This window comes from Burkholderia pyrrocinia (genome assembly GCF_022809715.1).
Taxonomy (GTDB): domain Bacteria; phylum Pseudomonadota; class Gammaproteobacteria; order Burkholderiales; family Burkholderiaceae; genus Burkholderia; species Burkholderia pyrrocinia_C.
In genome coordinates, this window is the sequence record NZ_CP094459.1 from 2,848,870 (window position 1) to 2,865,119 (window position 16,250).

The following is a 16,250-nucleotide window of genomic DNA, read 5'->3' on the forward strand; positions in this document are numbered from 1 at the left end:
AACGCCGGCCCTCGGGCCGGCGTTTTTTTCATGCGAGTTGCCGATGCACGCGCCAGTTGCGCGCGCATCGATATCGCATCACGCAGCCGCATTCGCCGCGCGGCGACGATACGCCCAGACCATCAGCGCGATGCCCGCGAGGATCATCGGCAGCGACAGCCACTGCCCCATCGACAGGCCGAGCGCAAGCAGGCCGAGGAAGTCGTCGGGCTCGCGCGCGAACTCGACCGTGAAGCGCGCGAGACCGTAGCCGATCAGGAACAGCGCGGACACGGCGCCCATCGGCCGCGACTTGCGCGAGAAGAAGAACAGCGCGAAAAACAGCGCGATGCCTTCGAGCGCGATTTCATAGAGCTGCGAAGGATGGCGCGGCAGCATCTGGTACTGCATGAACACGTCGGCGAGATGCCACTTCTCGACGAGCGCCGGATGTGTCGGCAGCCAGGCCGCATCGTCGCGCATCGCGCCCGGGAACAGCATCGCCCACGGCGCCGTCGGGTCGGTCACGCGGCCCCACAGCTCGCCGTTGATGAAGTTGCCGAGCCGCCCGGCCGCGAGCCCCGTCGGCACCATCGGCGCGACGAAATCGGTGACCTGCAGCCAGTGGCGCTTGCGCTGCCACGCGAACAGCACCATCGCGAGCGTCACGCCGAGGAAGCCGCCGTGAAACGACATGCCGCCCTCCCACACCTTGAACACGTCGAGCGGATGCGAAAAGTAGAAATCGGCCTTGTAGAACAGCACGTAGCCGAGCCGGCCGCCGAGCACGGTGCCAAGCACGCCGTAGAACATCATGTCGTCGATGTCCTTCGCGGTCCAGCCTTGCGCCGCGACGTGCGGCAGCTTCAGGCGGACCCGGCCGACGACGATCGCCGCGATGAAGCCGACGAGATACATGAGGCCGTACCAGCGCACGGCCAGCGGCCCGAGATGGATCGCAACGGGGTCGAAATTCGGGTGAATGATCATGGGTTAGCGAAGAAGTTTTCGAATGCGGTACGGCCATCGCGAACGCGCAGCACCGCGCATTGGACGGCACCGGCGCTCCATCGTTCACGTCATGCCGCGAGGCCCTGCGCACGTACGACGTCGATGAAGCCGGCGAGCACGGGACTCACGTCGCCCGTGCGCCACACGAGGCCTGTCTCGACGACCGGTGCGTGACCGGCGAGCGGCCGGTAGACCACGCCGGTGCGCCGCAGGTTACGCATCGATTGCGGCACCAGTGCGACGCCCATGCCGGCCGACACGAGGCTGACGATCGTCTGCATCTGGATCGCCTCCTGGCCGATGCGCGGAGTTTCCCCCGCCGCGCCGTAGCAGCCCGTAATGATGTCATAAAAGCCGGGCGCCAAACGACGCGGAAAGATCACGAGCGGCAATGCGGCGACCTCGGCGAGATGCACGGGTTCGTCCTCTGGCGCGTCGGACGTTGCGGTCGGCATCGCGACCACCAGCGGCTCGCGCACGACGGGCAGGTAGGACAGCCCGGCCGCGTGACGCGGCGGCACGGGCGGAATGACGAGCCCCGCGTCGATGCGGCCGGCGACGAGTTCGTCGATCTGCACGTCGCTCGTCGCCTCCGCGAGCTGCAGGCGCACCTGCGGATAGCGCGCGCCGAACGCGCGCAGCAGCGACGGCAGCAGCCCGTAATCGGCGGTCGACACGAACGCGAGCGACAGCGAGCCGGCCTCGCCGCGCGCGAGCCGCCGCGCGAGCGGCGGCAGCGCATCGGCCGACGCAAGCAGCCGGCGCACGTCGGGCAACAGCGCCGCGCCGACCGCGGTCAACGCCACCGACCGCTTGGTGCGCACGAACAGCGCGACGCCGAGCGCATCCTCGAGCGCCCGGATCGCCTGCGACAGCGGCGGTTGCGTCATCGACAGGCGTTCGGCCGCGCGGCCGAAATGGCGCTCGTCGGCAACGGCCACGAAATAGCGCCACTGGCGCAGGTCGGGTGTCGGATCGGCCATACGTCACTCATTCGCAAAACGACTTAATAGGCGACAAATAATATATTGGACATCCCAATCCGGACACTCCATTCTTGTTTCATCCGAACCGGCGCGCCGCTCACGGGCGTCGCCCAGACAACGATGGAGTCCCCCATGCCATACAACCGTCGCTCGAAGCACATCACGCAAGGCGTGGCGCGTTCGCCGAATCGCTCGATGTATTACGCACTCGGCTACCAGAAGGACGACTTCGACAAGCCGATGGTCGGCATCGCGAACGGCCATTCGACGATCACGCCGTGCAATTCCGGCCTGCAGCGCCTGTCGGACGCGGCCGTCGCGGCCGTGAAGGCGTCCGGCGCGAACCCGCAGATCTTCGGCACACCGACGATTTCGGACGGCATGTCGATGGGCACCGAGGGCATGAAGTACTCGCTCGTGTCGCGCGAGGTGATCGCCGACTGCATCGAGACCTGCGTGCAGGGGCAATGGATGGACGGCGTGGTCGTCGTCGGCGGCTGCGACAAGAACATGCCGGGTGGCATGATCGCGCTCGCGCGCCTGAACGTGCCCGGCATCTACGTGTACGGCGGCACGATCCGCCCCGGCCACTGGAAGGGCCGCGACCTGACGATCGTGTCGTCGTTCGAGGCCGTCGGCGAATTCACCGCGGGCCGGATGTCGCAGGAGGATTTCGAAGGCGTCGAGCAGAACGCGTGCCCGACGTCGGGTTCGTGCGGCGGCATGTACACCGCGAACACGATGAGTTCGTCGTTCGAGGCGCTCGGGATGTCGCTGCTGTACTCGTCGACGATGGCGAACCCCGACCAGGAGAAAGTCGATTCGGCGGCCGAATCGGCGCGCGTGCTCGTCGAAGCCGTGAAGCGCGACCTGAAGCCGCGCGACATCATCACGAAGGCGTCGATCGAGAACGCGGTGTCGGTAATCATGGCGACCGGCGGCTCGACCAATGCGGTGCTGCACTATCTCGCGATCGCGCATGCGGCCGAGGTCGACTGGACGATCGACGACTTCGAGCGCATCCGCAAGCGCGTGCCCGTGATCTGCGACCTGAAGCCGTCGGGCCGGTACGTCGCGACCGACCTGCACCGAGCCGGCGGGATTCCGCAGGTGCTGAAGATCCTGCTCGATGCAGGGCTGCTGCACGGCGACTGCATGACGATCACCGGCCGCACGATCGCCGACGAACTGAAGGACGTGCCGAGCGTGCCGCGCGCGGACCAGGACGTGATCTTCCCGATCGACCGCGCGCTGTACAAGGAAGGCCACCTGGCGATCCTGAAGGGCAATCTCGCGGAAGACGGCGCGGTCGCGAAAATCACCGGCCTGAAGAACCCGGTGATCACGGGCCCGGCACGCGTGTTCGACGACGAGCAGAGCGCGATGGATGCGATCCTCGGCGACCGGATCCGCGCCGGCGACATACTCGTGCTGCGCTACCTTGGCCCGCAGGGCGGCCCAGGCATGCCGGAAATGCTCGCGCCGACGTCCGCGATCATCGGCAAGGGGCTCGGCGAATCGGTCGGCTTCATCACGGACGGCCGCTTCTCGGGCGGCACGTGGGGCATGGTGGTCGGCCACGTCGCGCCCGAGGCGTTCGTCGGCGGCACGATCGCGCTCGTGCAGGAAGGCGACTCGATCACGATCGACGCGCACCGGCTGCTGCTGGAGCTGAACGTCGACGAAACCGAACTCGCGCGCCGTCGCGCCACGTGGAAGCAGCCGGCGCCGCGCTACACGCGCGGCGTGCTCGCGAAATTCGCGGCCCTCGCCCGGCCGGCGAACCAGGGCGCCGTCACGGGTTGACGCGAAATCGCCACACCATGCGACCCCAATGGAAACGGCCGCCGGGGGAACGCGCAAAACGTGCGTTCCCTTTGCTTTTATAATGCGCGGACCATGAAGCCGGCCGTCCCCGCCGGTGGAGAACCGCATGAAACAGACGATATTGCGCGCGCTGCTCGTGACGCTGCTGACCGGCAGCGCAGCGGTGGCGCGCGCCGAACAGGCCGACGGGTTCGCGCTCGCGCAGCGCAAGAACTGCATGGCCTGCCACGCGGTCAGCAAACCGCTGATGGGCCCGTCGTTCCACGACATCGCCGGCAAGTATGCGGCGCGCGGCGACGCCGTCGATTACCTTGCCCAATCGATCGTGAAAGGCAGCGTCGGCGTATGGAGCAGCGTGCCGATGCCCGCCAATACGCAACTGACGAGCGGCGAAGCCCACGCACTCGCGCAATGGGTGCTGTCGCTGCATTGAACCGGATGCCCCGGACGGGGCACAACCGTTGTGCCGGGTGCCGCCGACAGGCGGGTTTGCCCGTCGCCGGCAGCTTCGCCGGCACTTACTGGAACCGCACCCTCTTTTCCGTAGCCGGAACGGCCGGGCGTTCAGCCCGTATGACCGGCGCGGCGGCGCGCGATCTCTTCGTCGACCGCGTCGCGGACCCAGTCCATGACCTCGGTTTCCAGCGTCAGCGCCACCTCGCGCGTGACCTGGCCGACCAGCCAGGCCGAATGCTCGTGCAGCGCGTCGCGACAGCGAGCCTCGATGGCCTCGCGCCCTGCTCCGGTCAGATAGCTCGTCAGCCGATTGCGCAGGCGCTCGGCGACATGTTGCGCATCTTCAGGCGTCAGCCCGACGGCTGCCTGCACATCCGGCTGCGGCGCCGCGGCCGGTACGAGCGCCTCCGGCATGACCGCTTCTGATTCGTGCCCGACCGCATCACGCGCCACCGCGGCGAACGCATGCTGCGACGCATCGTCGTCGGCCAGTGACGACTGGAGCGGCGCATTCATGGCCACTGCGTGCTCGGCGACCACGTGCTCCGCGGCGCCCGGTTCGGCCGGCGCATCGGTCTCGCCCATCGCCGCCGCGGCAGCCGTCGCGACGTCGCCCGGCAGTTCGACCGCCGGCACGTGCAGCGTCGGCACGGGTTCGATCACGACGAATTCGGGGTCGCCCTCGGCTTTCGTGGAATCGGCCGGCGCGATCACGTCGGTCAGCACCGGAATCGCCGCGCCGGCGTGCGGCTGCAGCGCGTCGGGCGCGGGCGAGCGCGCCGGCACCGGCTTGCCCGGCACCAGCACGTCGGTCAGCGTCGGGATCGAGGATGAATCGGCTTGTGTCACGGCAACACTCCGTCGACGGTTGCGGCTAGCTGCCCTGCTTGTAGTTGTTCAGCGCGTAGCCGCGATCGCGGTAGAAGCGATAGCGGTCGCGGCCCGCGGCCAGTTCGTCCGGCGCGTTGCCGACCACTTCGAGCAGGCGCTCGAAGCGGGCGAACTGCGCGGGCACGGTCGCGCCGAGGTTCAGCAGCACGTGATGATGCGGCGCCTTGTCGAGATCGGCGGCCAGCACGATCGGCGTGCCGGCCGCGTGCTCGCTGTCGACGCCGCAATGCGGAATGAAATCGAGCGGCGAGAACGTCCAGAGCCGCTCGTCGAGCGCGCGCAGGCGCGCGGGCTCGGCGAGCACGACAACCGGCTGCCCGGCCTGGTAGGCCTTGCGCAGCAGCCGGCACGCATACGCGAGCGAATCGCCGACGTTCGAGTGGAAATCGATCCGCGTCATTGCCCGCGTACCCGCATCGTCGTCAGCACCGCCATCACTGGCCGGCGCGGTCGATCAGGAACTGCGCGAGCAGCGGCACCGGGCGGCCCGTCGCACCCTTCGCGGCGCCACTCTTCCACGCGGTGCCCGCGATGTCGAGGTGGGCCCACGGGTAGTTCTCGGTGAAGCGCGACAGGAAGCACGCGGCCGTCACGCTGCCGGCCGGACGTCCGCCGATGTTCGCGAGATCCGCGAAGTTCGACTTCAGCTGATCCTGGTACTCGTCGTCGAGCGGCAGGCGCCATGCCGGGTCGCCCGCTTCGCGAGACGCGTCGAGCAGTTCGCCCGCGAGCGCGTCGTCCTTCGAGAACAGGCCGCTGTTGTGATGGCCGAGCGCAATGATGCACGCGCCCGTCAGCGTCGCGACGTCGATCACCGCGGCCGGCTTGAAGCGCTCCGCATACGTGAGCGCGTCGCACAGGATCAGGCGGCCTTCGGCGTCGGTGTTCAGCACCTCGATCGTCAGGCCCTTCATGCTCGTGACGATGTCGCCCGGCTTCGTCGCGTTGCCGCCCGGCATGTTCTCGCAGGTCGGCACGATCGCGACGACGTTGATCTTCAGGCCCATCTCGGCAACCGCGCGCATCGTGCCGAGCACGGAACCGGCACCGCACATGTCGTACTTCATCTCGTCCATGCCCTCGCCCGGCTTCAGCGAGATGCCGCCCGTGTCGAACGTGATGCCCTTGCCGACCAGCACGACCGGCGCGGCCTTCGCGGCGGCGCCCTGGTAGTGCAGCACGATGAACTGCGGCGGCTCGACCGACGCGCGCGCGACCGACAGGAACGAGCCCATCTTCAGCGCCTGGATCTGCTTGAGCCCGAGCACTTCGGCCTTCAGGCCCCAATCCTTCGCGAGCTTCTTCGCGGTGTTGCCGAGATAGGTCGGCGTGCAGACGTTGCCGGGCAGGTTGCCGAGGTCGCGAGTGAGATCCATCCCGTTCGCGAGCGCAACGGCCTGCTTGACCGCGACCTTCGCGGCCTTTTCATCCGACGGATCGACGCTGAACACGACGCGCTTGAGCGTGTGCGACGCCGGTTCCGGCTTGCTCTTCATCTGCGTGAAGCGGTAGGTCTCGTTGCGCAGCGCGAGAATCGCCGCGCGCACGCCCCAGTCGGAGCTGCGCTCGTCGACCGGCAGTTGCGCGAGCGTGAACGTGACCTGGACGACCTTGGTCGCCAGCAGCGCGCGCCAGGCGGCCGTGGCTGCATCGTTATAGGCTTTCTGATTGAAAGCATCCTGCTTGCCGAGACCGACGAGCAGCACGCGCGACGCGCCGATGCCCGACACTTCGTGCAGGAACAGCGTCTTGCCGCGCTTGCCGTCCATGTCGCCGGCCTTCACCACGCGCGAAATCAGTCCCTTGGTGGCCGTGTCGATGTCGAGCGCCGCGCCGGAAAGCGTCTGCGCCTCGAAGATGCCGAGCACGATGCAGTCGGACTTCCCGGTCAGGAACCCCTTGGCCTCGCCTTTGCTCCAATCACAGCCTTTTATGCTAAAGTCCATCGCGCTTGTCCTCGGATAAAATCTGGGCTAAGGATGAAAGCCGCAATTATCCGCTATTTTTCCCGTGGCGGCGCGAGCGCTCCACCACGCGTGCGCAGCCTCCCGCCCTCTTCTCATCAAGAATGATCTTCGAACGCTCCCTCCAGCGCGAGCTTGCGTATACGGCTGGCGCCGTGTTCATGGTGCTGCTCACGATCATGCTCACGACGATGATGATCCGCATCGTCGGTTACGCCGCGTCCGGTGAAATCGACCCGCGGGACGTGCTCGTGCTGATCGGCCTGACCGTGATCGGCTATCTCGCCGTGATGCTCGTCGTCACGCTGTTCGTGTCGATCCTGTTCGTGCTGACCCGGTGGTACCGGGATTCCGAAATGGTGGTGTGGCTCGCGTCGGGCGTGAGCCTCACGCGCCTCATCAAGCCGATCGGCGTGTTTGCCACGCCGCTCATCCTGCTGATCGCGTTCTTCGCGTTCGTCGGCTGGCCGTGGTCGAACCAGCAGAGCAAGATGATCAAGGCACGCTTCCAGCAGCGCGACGAGATCTCGCTGCTCGCGCCGGGCCAGTTCCGCGAGTCGGCGTCGAACCATCGCGTGTTCTTCATCGAGAAGATGACGCCCGACCAGAGCAAGGTGCAGAACGTGTTCGTGACGTCGACCGAGAACGGCAAGGTCAACGTCGTCGTGTCGCAGACGGGCCATACGGAAACCTCGAAGGACGGCGACCGTTTCGTCGTGCTGGAAGACGGCCGCCGCTATGACGGCACGCCGGGCCAGCCGAACTTCAAGATCATGGAGTTCGAGCGCTACGGCGTGAAGATCACCAGCAAGCCGGTCGTGAACGTGCAGACCACCAACAGCACGCCGACACCCGAGCTGCTGCGCAACCCGACGCGCGACAATCTCGCGGAGTTCGCGTGGCGCGCGGGGCTGCCGCTGATCGCGCTCAACCTGATGGTGCTCGGCATCCCGCTCGCGTACCAGAACCCGCGCCGCAGCCGCACGATCAACCTCGTGATGGCGGTGCTGATCTACCTCACCTACTCGAACCTGCTAAACGTCGTGCAGGCGCAGATCGAGCAGGGCAAGATGTCGTTCGGCGTCGGCCTCGTCGGCCTGCACGCGCTCGTCGCGGCGATCGTCGCCGTCATCTTCTGGTTGCGCGTGCGCAATCGTCCGCTGTTTACACGCGCGCTGTTCGGCCGCTCGGGAGCATGATCGATGCGGCTCTATGAAAAGTACTTCGCGCGACAGATCTACGTCACGTTCGTCTTCATCCTGTTCGCGTTCTCGGGTCTGTTCTTCTTCTTCGACCTGATCAGCGAACTGAACTCGGTCGGGCACGGCAACTACAAGTTCGGCTACGCGGTGATGCGCGTCGCGCTGCAGACGCCGTCGCGCTTCTACGAGATCATCCCGGTCGCCGCGCTGATCAGCGCGATCTACGTGTTCGCGCAAATGGCCGCGAATTCGGAATTCACGATCTTCCGCGTGTCGGGCCTCGCGACCAACCAGGCGCTGCGCTCGCTGCTGAAGATCGGCGTGCCGCTCGTGATCATCACCTACCTGATCGGCGAATTCGTCGGCCCGTACGCCGACCAGTTGTCCGAACGCGTGCGGCTGCAGGCGCTCGGCGCGTCGGTTTCGTCGAATTTCCAGTCGGGCGTGTGGGTGAAGGACACGCTCGCGGCCCGCGAAAACGGCGAACAGGTCACGCGCTTCGTCAACGTCGGCAGCCTGTCGCCCGATTCGACGATCAGCAACGTGCGCATCTACGAGTTCGACTCGAAATTCCAGCTGCAGAACGTGCGGATCGCGCAGACGGGCCGCTACGAGCCGCCCGGCCACTGGCTGCTGACGGGTGTCACCGAAACCGAGCTCACGCCGATCAAGCCGATCAGCGGCCAGCCGGCCGACGCGCTGAACCCCGTCTACCGGTCGCAGCAGGTGTCGCTGCCCGAATACCGGCTGCGTTCGGACCTGACGCCGCAGATCCTGTCGGTGCTGCTCGTGTCGCCGGAGCGCATGTCGATCATCAACCTGTTCCGCTACATCCAGCACTTGCGCGAAAACCAGCAGGACACGCAGCGCTACGACATCGCGCTGTGGCGCAAGCTGCTGTATCCGTTCGCGGTGTTCGTGATGCTCGTGCTGTCGCTGCCGTTCGCGTACCTGCACACGCGCGCCGGCGTGGTCGGCGTGAAGGTGTTCGGCGGCATCATGCTCGGCATGAGCTTCCAGCTGCTCAATACGCTGTTCTCGCACATCGGCACGCTGAACACGTGGCCCGCACCGCTCACCGCCGCGACGCCGGGCCTGATCTATCTCGCGCTCGGCCTGTTCGCGCTAAAGTGGGTCGACCGGCACTGAGCGCCGCATCACGACGGAGACTTCGACATGAGCTCGCACGGCATCGTCCTGTTCGGCCACGGCGCCCGCGATCCGCGCTGGGCCGAGCCGTTCGAGCGGCTCGCCGCGCGGCTGCGCGGCGCCGGCTCCCCTGCGTCGCACGTGTCGCTCGCGTTCCTCGAGCTGATGACGCCGTCGCTCGGTGAGGCCGTGGCCGCGCAAGTCGCCGCCGGCTGCACGCGCATCACCGTGGTACCCGTGTTCTTCGGCCAGGGCGGCCATATCCGCCGCGACCTGCCGCAGCTCGTCGATGCGTGCCGCGCCGCGCATCCGGGCGTCGAGATCCGCTGCGCGACGGCTGTCGGCGAAGACGACGGCGTGCTCGACGCGATCGCACGCTATTGCATCGACCGGATCGGCGACGACGCGTAAGCGCAACGGCGGCTCCAAATACAAAAGCGCTGGCTTCCGCCAGCGCTTTTTTGTTTCGGACTGCGGCCGGATTCCGCTCAGGCGGCAGTCCGCAACGAATCGCCCTCTTTCGCGTGCCGTGCGCGCTCGGCGAACGCATCGCCGATCATCAGCAGGCTCGGTTCCGCGGGATCGAGCCACGCCTGCGCGTCGCCAGCCGCCATCTGCGCGAGCGTCAGCGTCAGCGAGCGCTCGCGCGCGGTACTGCATGCCTCGACGATCGCCACGGGCGTCGCCGGCGCACGGCCGGCATCGATCAACTCCTGCGCGATGCCGGGGGCACTGTCGCGGCCCATGTAGTAGACGATCGAATCGGCGCGCGCGGCTTCGCGGATCTCGTCGCTGCCCGGCGCACGGCTGTGCGTCGCGAACGCGACGCTGCGCGACACGCCGCGCAGCGTCAGCGAACGCTTCAGCGTCGCCGCGCCGGCCAGCGCTGCGGTGATGCCCGGCACGACCTCGTAGTCGATGCCGGCCTCGTCGAGCGCGCGCATTTCCTCTTCGGCGCGACCGAACAGCATCGGGTCGCCGCCCTTCAGCCGCACGACGCACGCATGCTCGCGCGCCGCATCGACGATCTGCTTGTTGATGAAATGCTGCGCGGTCGAGCGCTGCCCGCAGCGCTTGCCGACCGCGATCCTGCGCGCGTTCGGCGCGTAGTCGAGCATCGCGGGCTCGACCAGCGCATCGTGCAGCACGACGTCGGCCTGCGCCAGCAGCCGCGCGCCGCGCACCGTGATGAGGTCCGCTGCGCCCGGCCCCGCTCCGATCAGATATACCTTGCCCATGTTTGTCGCTTCGCTTGTCCTGCGGACGGCGGCGTCCGGTCCGCGCCGCCGCATGGCGGCGCGGTTCGCCGGTTGTTACGCCGAGAACGCCCGGATCATGCCTGCGGCGACCGTGTGGTGCGTCGCCTCGTCGATCAGCACGAACGCGCCCGTGCCCGGATGCGCATCGTACGTGTCGCAGACGATCGGCTTCTGCAGCGTCAGCGCGACGCGGCCGATGTCGTTCATCTTCAGTTCGTGACGGTCGATCGCGTGCGACAGCGTATGCACGTCGAGCACCTGCTTGACCGCGCCGATCTTCGCGAACACCGTGCTCGTGGTCTGCTTCAGCAGGTACTTGCGCTGCTGCGACAGCGGCGCTTCGTCGAACCAGCACAGGTCGGCCTCGAGCTTCTTGGCCGGCTCGACCGGCTCGGCGGTCGTGACGAACATGTCGCCGCGCGACACGTCGACATCCTGTTCGAGACGAATCGTCACCGTCTGGCCCGCGAACGCCTGCGCGACGGACGCGGTGCCGCCGGGCACCGGCGCGACGATCTCGGCGACCGTCGCGGTGCGGTTCGACGGCAGCACGACGATCTCGTCGCCGACCTTCACCTCGCCCGACTCGATACGGCCCATGTAGCCGCGGAAATCGTCGGCCGAGCTGCCGTCCTGGCGCGCGACCCACTGCACCGGGAAGCGCAGTGCGTCATGCGCCTGCGTCTCCACCGGCAGCGCCTCGAGCACGTCGAGGAGCGGCTCGCCCGCATACCACGGCATGCGCTCGCTCGCGCCGACGATGTTGTCGCCCTTCAGCGCCGACACCGGCACGAAGCGCACATCGTCGAGGCCGAGCTGCTTCGCGAGCGCGACGTACGCGTCGCGGATCTCGTTGAAGCGCGCCTCGCTGTAGTCGACGAGGTCCATCTTGTTGATCGCGACGATCACGTGCTGCAGCGCGAGCAGCTTGACGATCGCGCTGTGGCGTTTCGTTTGCGGCAGCAGTTCGGCAACGCCGTTCTCGACCGTCACGCGCGTCGCGTCGATCAGGATGATCGCCGCGTGTGCGGTCGACGCGCCCGTCACCATGTTGCGCGTGTACTGCTCGTGACCCGGCGTATCGGCGATGATGAACTTGCGCTTCGCGGTCGCGAAGTAGCGGTACGCGACGTCGATCGTGATGCCCTGCTCGCGCTCGGCTTCCAGGCCGTCGGTCAGCAGCGCAAGGTCGAGCTCGTCGCCCACCGTGCGCTTGTTCTTCGCGCGCGACAGCGCGGACAGCTGGTCGGACAGCACGGCCTTGCTGTCGTACAGCAGGCGGCCGATCAGCGTGCTCTTGCCGTCGTCGACGCTGCCTGCGGTGATGAAGCGCAGCACGCCGAGGTCTTCGTGATTTTCGATGATGCTCATGATGTGAATGTCCTCGTGTGCTTCAGAAATAACCTTGCTTCTTGCGCTGTTCCATCGCGGCTTCGGAGGTCTGGTCGTCCATCCGCGTCGCGCCGCGCTCGGTGATCTCGGTCACCGCCGTCTCGGCGATGATCTTCTCGACGTCGTCCGCGTCGCTCTCGACCGGGCACGTGCAGCTGATGTCGCCGACCGTGCGGAAGCGCACCTGGGCGACTTCGCTCGTCTCGCCGTCGCGCATCGGCGTCAGCGGCGTGACGGGCACGAGCAGGCCGTTGCGGCGCACGATCTCGCGCTGGTGCGCGTAATAGATCGACGGCAGCTCGAGATTCTCGCGCGCGATGTACTGCCACACGTCGAGCTCGGTCCAGTTCGAGATCGGGAACACGCGCAGGTGCTCGCCTTTATGCAGCCGTGCGTTGAAGAGGCTCCACAGCTCCGGGCGCTGCGCCTTCGGATCCCACTGGCCGAATTCGTCGCGGAACGAGAAGATGCGCTCCTTCGCCCGCGCCTTCTCTTCGTCGCGGCGCGCGCCGCCGATCAGCGCGGTGTAGCCGTGCTGCTCGATCGTCTCGAGCAGCGTGACGGCCTGCGCGGCGTTGCGCGAATCGGTTTCGCGGCGCAGCACGACCGTACCGCGCTTGATCGAATCCTCGACGTGACCGACCACCAGCTCGGCGCCGAGCTCCTGCGCGCGGCGGTCGCGGAAATCGATCACTTCGTCGTAGTTGTGGCCCGTGTCGATGTGCACGAGCGGGAACGGCAGCGTCGTCTTGCGGTTCGCGCCGAGGCCGAACGCCTTCAGTGCCAGATGCAGCACGACGACCGAATCCTTGCCGCCCGAGAACAACAGCGCCGGCTTGCTGCATTCGGCGACCAGTTCGCGCAGGATGTGGATCGACTCGGCTTCGAGCCAGTCGAGGTGGCCCATGCGGCTGTCGCCGCCGGTGGCCGGGGCAAAGGCGGATTGCTCGAGCGTCGTGCTCATGGTTTCAGTCCTTCTCTTCTGGGTTCGTGTCGCCCGCTGTCGCAGGCGGCGCAATATTCAGTTTCTTGTCAGGCTTTCAGTGCGCGGTGCCTGCTTCGGCACTCGCGGGAATCGGCGTGATCGTGATGTGCAGCCCGCATTCCTTCGTGTCGCGCGATTCCCACCACCAGCGGCCCGCGCGGCTGTCCTCGCCGGGGCGGATCGCGCGCGTGCAGGGCTCGCAGCCGATGCTCGGGTAGCCGCGCGCATGCAGCGGGTTGACCGGCACGTCGAACGCGCCAAGGTACGCCCACACATCGGCTTCCGTCCAGTCGGCGAGCGGGTTGTACTTCGCGATCCCGCGCGCTTCGTCCTGTTCTTCCTCGTGCAGCTCCGCGCGCGTGACCGACTGCTCGCGGCGCTGGCCCGTGACCCACGCGCCGACATCGGCCAGCGCGCGGTTCAGCGGCTCGACCTTGCGGATGTGGCAGCACGACTTGCGCAGCTCGACACTCTCGTAGAACGCGTTCAGGCCGTGCTCGGCGACGTACTGGTCGACCGCGTCCTGCTGCGGATGGAACTGCTCGATCTCGTAGCCGTAGCGCTCGCGCACGCGGTCGATCATGCCGAGCGTCTCCGCATGCAGGCGGCCCGTGTTCAGCGAGAAGATGCCGATCGACACGCCCTTCGACAGGATCGCGTGCGTGAGCAGCATGTCTTCCGCGGCGAGGCTGCTCGCGAACTTCACCTTCTCGTGACGTGCGCCGATCTGCGCGAGCAGCGCGTCGAGGCGCTCGACCTTCGCGGCGAGTTCCGGCGTCAGCGCGGTAGCGGTACTCATGCGCCCACCTTGGCGTCGGCCGCGGCGGCGCGGCGGCGGAACAGCGGCGCCGGCTCGTCGAACGCGCCCTGATAGCGCTGCGTGAATTCCGTGAACGCATTCAGCGCGTCGTGGATGTCCCGGTCGGCGCGCACCGCGAATGCGTCGAAGCCGCAACGCGACATGTACAGCAACTGGTCGCGCAGCACGTCGCCGATCGCGCGCAGCTCGCCCGTCCAGCCGTAACGCTCGCGCAGCAGGCGCGCGATGCTGTAGCCGCGGCCGTCCGCGAAGCGCGGGAAGTCGACGGCAATCAGCGAAATCGCGCCGAAATCGGCCGCGAGATCGGCCGGCTCGCTGTCCGGCGCGAGCCACACGCCGAGTTCGTCCTTCGTCTTCGCGGCGACGAGCGCCGCGCGCTCGGCCTGCCACAACGCGAACGGCACCAGCACCTTGCCGGCCGGCAACGCGTCGACCGCGGGCAGCGCACCGTCTTCCGCCGCGCGCACGACCTGCCATGCATCGTCGATCACTGCGCGGTTCTTGATAATCGAAGCCATCTGCAAATTCCTTGTACCCGGTTGGTTACGCGTTCACTGCCTGGCGCGCCGCATACACGCGCTCCTTGAACGGCGCGATGCCGATGCGGTCGTACGTGTCGACGAAGCGCTCGCCGTCGATGCGTGCTTCGACGAACGTGTCGATCAGCTTCGCGATCACGCCCGGCACTTCTTCCGCCGAGAACGACGGCCCGATCACGCGGCCGAGGCGCGCGCCGTTGTGGCCCGTGCCCTGCTCGCCGCCGAGCGACACCTGGTACCACTCGGCGCCGTCCTTGTCGACGCCGAGGATGCCGATGTTGCCGACGTGGTGATGGCCGCACGAGTTCATGCAACCGGAAATGTTCAGCGACAGGTCGCCGAGGTCGTACACGTAGTCGAGATCGTCGAAACGCTGCTGGATCGCCAGCGCGATCGGGATCGACTTCGCGTTCGCGAGCGAGCAGAAATCGCCGCCCGGGCACGCGATGATGTCGGTCAGCAAGCCGATGTTCGGCGTCGCGAAACCGGCCGCCTTCGCCTTTTCCCACACCGCGAACAGGTCGCGCTTCTTCACGTTCGCGAGGATCAGGTTCTGCTCGTGCGACACGCGCAGTTCGCCGAACGAGTATGCGTCGGCCCAGTCGGCGACCAGCTCCATCTGCTGGTCGGTCGCGTCGCCCGGCGCCACGCGGTGATCCTTCAGCGACAGCGTGACGGCCGCGTAGCCGGACACCTTGTGCGGCGCGACGTTGCGCTCGACCCAGCGCGCGAACGCCTTGTTCTCGAGCAGGTGCTGTTCGAACGATGCGTCGGTGTCGGCCAGCTTCTCGTAGACGGGCGGCTTGAAATACTGCGACACGCGGTCGACTTCCGCCTGCGTGAGCGTCGACGGGCCGTCCTTCAGGTGCTGCCACTCTTCCTCGACCTGCTGCGCGAACTTCGCGGGCGACAGCGCCTTCACGAGAATCTTGATGCGCGCCTTGTACAGGTTGTCGCGGCGGCCGAAGCGGTTATACACGCGCAGCACGGCTTCGCAGTAGGTGAGCAGGTGCTGCCACGGCAGGTCTTCCTTGATCACCGCGCCGATGATCGGCGTACGGCCGAGGCCGCCGCCCGCGAGGATGCTCGCGACCACCTCGCCCTGCGCGTTCTTCTTCAGGTACACGCCGAGATCGTGGATCTGCACGGCCGCGCGGTCGTGCTTCGAACCCGACACCGCGATCTTGAACTTGCGCGGCAGCCACGCGAATTCGGGATGGAACGTCGACCACTGGCGCAGGATTTCCGACCACGGACGCGGATCGATCTCCTCGTCCTGCGCGACGCCCGCGAACTGGTCCGCCGTGATGTTGCGGATGCAGTTGCCCGAGGTCTGGATGCCGTGCATCTGCACCGACGCGAGCTTCGCGAGGATCTCGGGCGTGTCTTCGAGCTGGATCCAGTTGAACTGGATGTTCGAGCGGGTCGAGAAGTGGCCGTAGCCGCGATCGTGTTCGCGGGCGATGCGCGCCAGCATCCGGAGCTGGTCGCTGCGCAGGTTGCCGTATGGAATCGCGATGCGGTGCATGTATGCGTGGCGCTGCATGTACAGGCCGTTCTGCAGACGCAGCGGACGGAATTCGTCTTCGCTCAACTCGCCCGACAAGCGGCGGCGCACCTGATCGCGGTACTGCGCGACACGCTCGTCAACGATCGTCTGGTCGTATTGGTCGTACTGATACATTCGGGGACCCCAGGGGTTTTCGTGGTGACCGCGCGACGTCCTAGCCACGTCGCGCCCGAATCTCCGTTCCACCGTCACTGCCACCGGCCATCCGCTGCCCGGTGGA

16 protein-coding genes are annotated in these 16,250 nt (G+C 67.1%); 5 read left to right on the forward strand and 11 right to left on the reverse strand.

Annotated features, from left to right (window positions below):
• Positions 1-78: 78 nt before the first annotated feature.
• Positions 79-969, reverse strand: coding sequence for a prolipoprotein diacylglyceryl transferase (lgt, locus tag MRS60_RS13150; RefSeq protein ID WP_034178772.1), 891 nt, complete (start codon positions 967-969; stop codon positions 79-81).
• 89 nt (positions 970-1,058) lie between these two features.
• Positions 1,059-1,973 carry a LysR substrate-binding domain-containing protein gene (locus MRS60_RS13155; RefSeq protein ID WP_243564813.1) on the reverse strand — a complete coding sequence of 305 codons (915 nt, stop codon included), beginning with the start codon at positions 1,971-1,973 and terminating at the stop codon, positions 1,059-1,061.
• Between the two features lie 135 nt (positions 1,974-2,108).
• On the opposite strand from MRS60_RS13155, the gene ilvD reads away from it, so the two are divergent.
• A complete protein-coding gene (ilvD, locus tag MRS60_RS13160; protein ID WP_243564814.1) occupies positions 2,109-3,782 on the forward strand; it encodes a dihydroxy-acid dehydratase in 1,674 nt (557 codons plus the stop codon).
• 127 nt (positions 3,783-3,909) lie between these two features.
• Positions 3,910-4,236, forward strand: a complete 327-nt coding sequence (locus MRS60_RS13165) for a c-type cytochrome (RefSeq protein ID WP_243564815.1) — start codon at positions 3,910-3,912, stop codon at positions 4,234-4,236.
• Positions 4,237-4,367: 131 nt separating this feature from the next.
• On the opposite strand, the gene MRS60_RS13170 is transcribed toward MRS60_RS13165, so the two are convergent.
• Genes MRS60_RS13170 through MRS60_RS13180 form a run of 3 tightly spaced genes read right to left on the reverse strand, consistent with a single transcriptional unit; the run spans position 4,368 to position 7,096 of the window.
• Positions 4,368-5,108: a DUF2486 family protein gene (locus tag MRS60_RS13170; RefSeq protein ID WP_034178776.1), complete on the reverse strand. Its 741-nt coding sequence runs from the start codon at positions 5,106-5,108 to the stop codon at positions 4,368-4,370.
• Positions 5,109-5,133: 25 nt separating this feature from the next.
• Complete coding sequence (locus tag MRS60_RS13175) at positions 5,134-5,550, reverse strand: DNA polymerase III subunit chi (protein ID WP_034178777.1); 417 nt, start codon at positions 5,548-5,550, stop codon at positions 5,134-5,136.
• Between the two features lie 34 nt (positions 5,551-5,584).
• On the reverse strand, positions 5,585-7,096 hold the full coding sequence (locus MRS60_RS13180; RefSeq protein WP_034178778.1) for a leucyl aminopeptidase: 1,512 nt from the start codon (positions 7,094-7,096) through the stop codon (positions 5,585-5,587).
• Positions 7,097-7,218: 122 nt separating this feature from the next.
• On the opposite strand from MRS60_RS13180, the gene lptF reads away from it, so the two are divergent.
• From lptF to MRS60_RS13195, 3 genes are read left to right on the forward strand one after another with little or no spacing between them, the layout of a single operon-like run.
• Complete coding sequence (gene lptF / locus MRS60_RS13185) at positions 7,219-8,313, forward strand: LPS export ABC transporter permease LptF (RefSeq protein WP_034178779.1); 1,095 nt, start codon at positions 7,219-7,221, stop codon at positions 8,311-8,313.
• A 3-nt stretch (positions 8,314-8,316) separates the two neighbouring features.
• A complete protein-coding gene (lptG, locus tag MRS60_RS13190; RefSeq protein WP_034178780.1) occupies positions 8,317-9,465 on the forward strand; it encodes an LPS export ABC transporter permease LptG in 1,149 nt (382 codons plus the stop codon).
• A 27-nt stretch (positions 9,466-9,492) separates the two neighbouring features.
• Entirely contained in the window at positions 9,493-9,876 is a 384-nt protein-coding gene (locus MRS60_RS13195) for a sirohydrochlorin chelatase (RefSeq protein ID WP_034178781.1), read from the forward strand.
• 77 nt (positions 9,877-9,953) lie between these two features.
• Here the strand turns inward: MRS60_RS13195 and cobA are convergent, their stop codons facing one another.
• From cobA to MRS60_RS13225, 6 genes are all read right to left on the reverse strand, one after another.
• Positions 9,954-10,703, reverse strand: a complete 750-nt coding sequence (cobA, locus tag MRS60_RS13200) for a uroporphyrinogen-III C-methyltransferase (RefSeq protein WP_034178782.1) — start codon at positions 10,701-10,703, stop codon at positions 9,954-9,956.
• Positions 10,704-10,778: 75 nt separating this feature from the next.
• On the reverse strand, positions 10,779-12,095 hold the full coding sequence (locus tag MRS60_RS13205) for a sulfate adenylyltransferase subunit 1 (RefSeq protein ID WP_243564816.1): 1,317 nt from the start codon (positions 12,093-12,095) through the stop codon (positions 10,779-10,781).
• A gap of 22 nt (positions 12,096-12,117) precedes the next feature.
• A complete protein-coding gene (gene cysD, locus MRS60_RS13210) occupies positions 12,118-13,080 on the reverse strand; it encodes a sulfate adenylyltransferase subunit CysD (RefSeq protein ID WP_034178784.1) in 963 nt (320 codons plus the stop codon).
• 76 nt (positions 13,081-13,156) lie between these two features.
• Positions 13,157-13,900, reverse strand: a complete 744-nt coding sequence (locus tag MRS60_RS13215) for a phosphoadenylyl-sulfate reductase (RefSeq protein ID WP_105393079.1) — start codon at positions 13,898-13,900, stop codon at positions 13,157-13,159.
• Entirely contained in the window at positions 13,897-14,439 is a 543-nt protein-coding gene (locus tag MRS60_RS13220) for a DUF934 domain-containing protein (protein ID WP_034178786.1), read from the reverse strand. Before MRS60_RS13220 ends, MRS60_RS13215 begins: the two co-directional genes overlap by 4 nt.
• A 25-nt stretch (positions 14,440-14,464) precedes the next feature.
• Positions 14,465-16,144 carry a nitrite/sulfite reductase gene (locus MRS60_RS13225; RefSeq protein ID WP_034178787.1) on the reverse strand — a complete coding sequence of 560 codons (1,680 nt, stop codon included), beginning with the start codon at positions 16,142-16,144 and terminating at the stop codon, positions 14,465-14,467.
• Positions 16,145-16,250: the final 106 nt, after the last annotated feature.

Excerpts from the sequence above, each read along its gene's own strand:
- lgt (WP_034178772.1), bottom strand. The coding sequence starts at position 969 with ATGATCATTCACCCGAATTTCGACCCCGTTGCGATCCATCTCGGGCCG.
- MRS60_RS13155 (WP_243564813.1), bottom strand. The coding sequence starts at position 1,973 with ATGGCCGATCCGACACCCGACCTGCGCCAGTGGCGCTATTTCGTGGCC.
- ilvD (WP_243564814.1), top strand. The coding sequence starts at position 2,109 with ATGCCATACAACCGTCGCTCGAAGCACATCACGCAAGGCGTGGCGCGT.
- MRS60_RS13165 (WP_243564815.1), top strand. The coding sequence starts at position 3,910 with ATGAAACAGACGATATTGCGCGCGCTGCTCGTGACGCTGCTGACCGGC.
- MRS60_RS13175 (WP_034178777.1), bottom strand. The coding sequence starts at position 5,550 with ATGACGCGGATCGATTTCCACTCGAACGTCGGCGATTCGCTCGCGTAT.
- MRS60_RS13180 (WP_034178778.1), bottom strand. The coding sequence starts at position 7,096 with ATGGACTTTAGCATAAAAGGCTGTGATTGGAGCAAAGGCGAGGCCAAG.
- lptF (WP_034178779.1), top strand. The coding sequence starts at position 7,219 with ATGATCTTCGAACGCTCCCTCCAGCGCGAGCTTGCGTATACGGCTGGC.
- lptG (WP_034178780.1), top strand. The coding sequence starts at position 8,317 with ATGCGGCTCTATGAAAAGTACTTCGCGCGACAGATCTACGTCACGTTC.
- MRS60_RS13195 (WP_034178781.1), top strand. The coding sequence starts at position 9,493 with ATGAGCTCGCACGGCATCGTCCTGTTCGGCCACGGCGCCCGCGATCCG.
- cobA (WP_034178782.1), bottom strand. The coding sequence starts at position 10,703 with ATGGGCAAGGTATATCTGATCGGAGCGGGGCCGGGCGCAGCGGACCTC.
- MRS60_RS13205 (WP_243564816.1), bottom strand. The coding sequence starts at position 12,095 with ATGAGCATCATCGAAAATCACGAAGACCTCGGCGTGCTGCGCTTCATC.
- cysD (WP_034178784.1), bottom strand. The coding sequence starts at position 13,080 with ATGAGCACGACGCTCGAGCAATCCGCCTTTGCCCCGGCCACCGGCGGC.
- MRS60_RS13215 (WP_105393079.1), bottom strand. The coding sequence starts at position 13,900 with ATGAGTACCGCTACCGCGCTGACGCCGGAACTCGCCGCGAAGGTCGAG.
- MRS60_RS13220 (WP_034178786.1), bottom strand. The coding sequence starts at position 14,439 with ATGGCTTCGATTATCAAGAACCGCGCAGTGATCGACGATGCATGGCAG.
- MRS60_RS13225 (WP_034178787.1), bottom strand. The coding sequence starts at position 16,144 with ATGTATCAGTACGACCAATACGACCAGACGATCGTTGACGAGCGTGTC.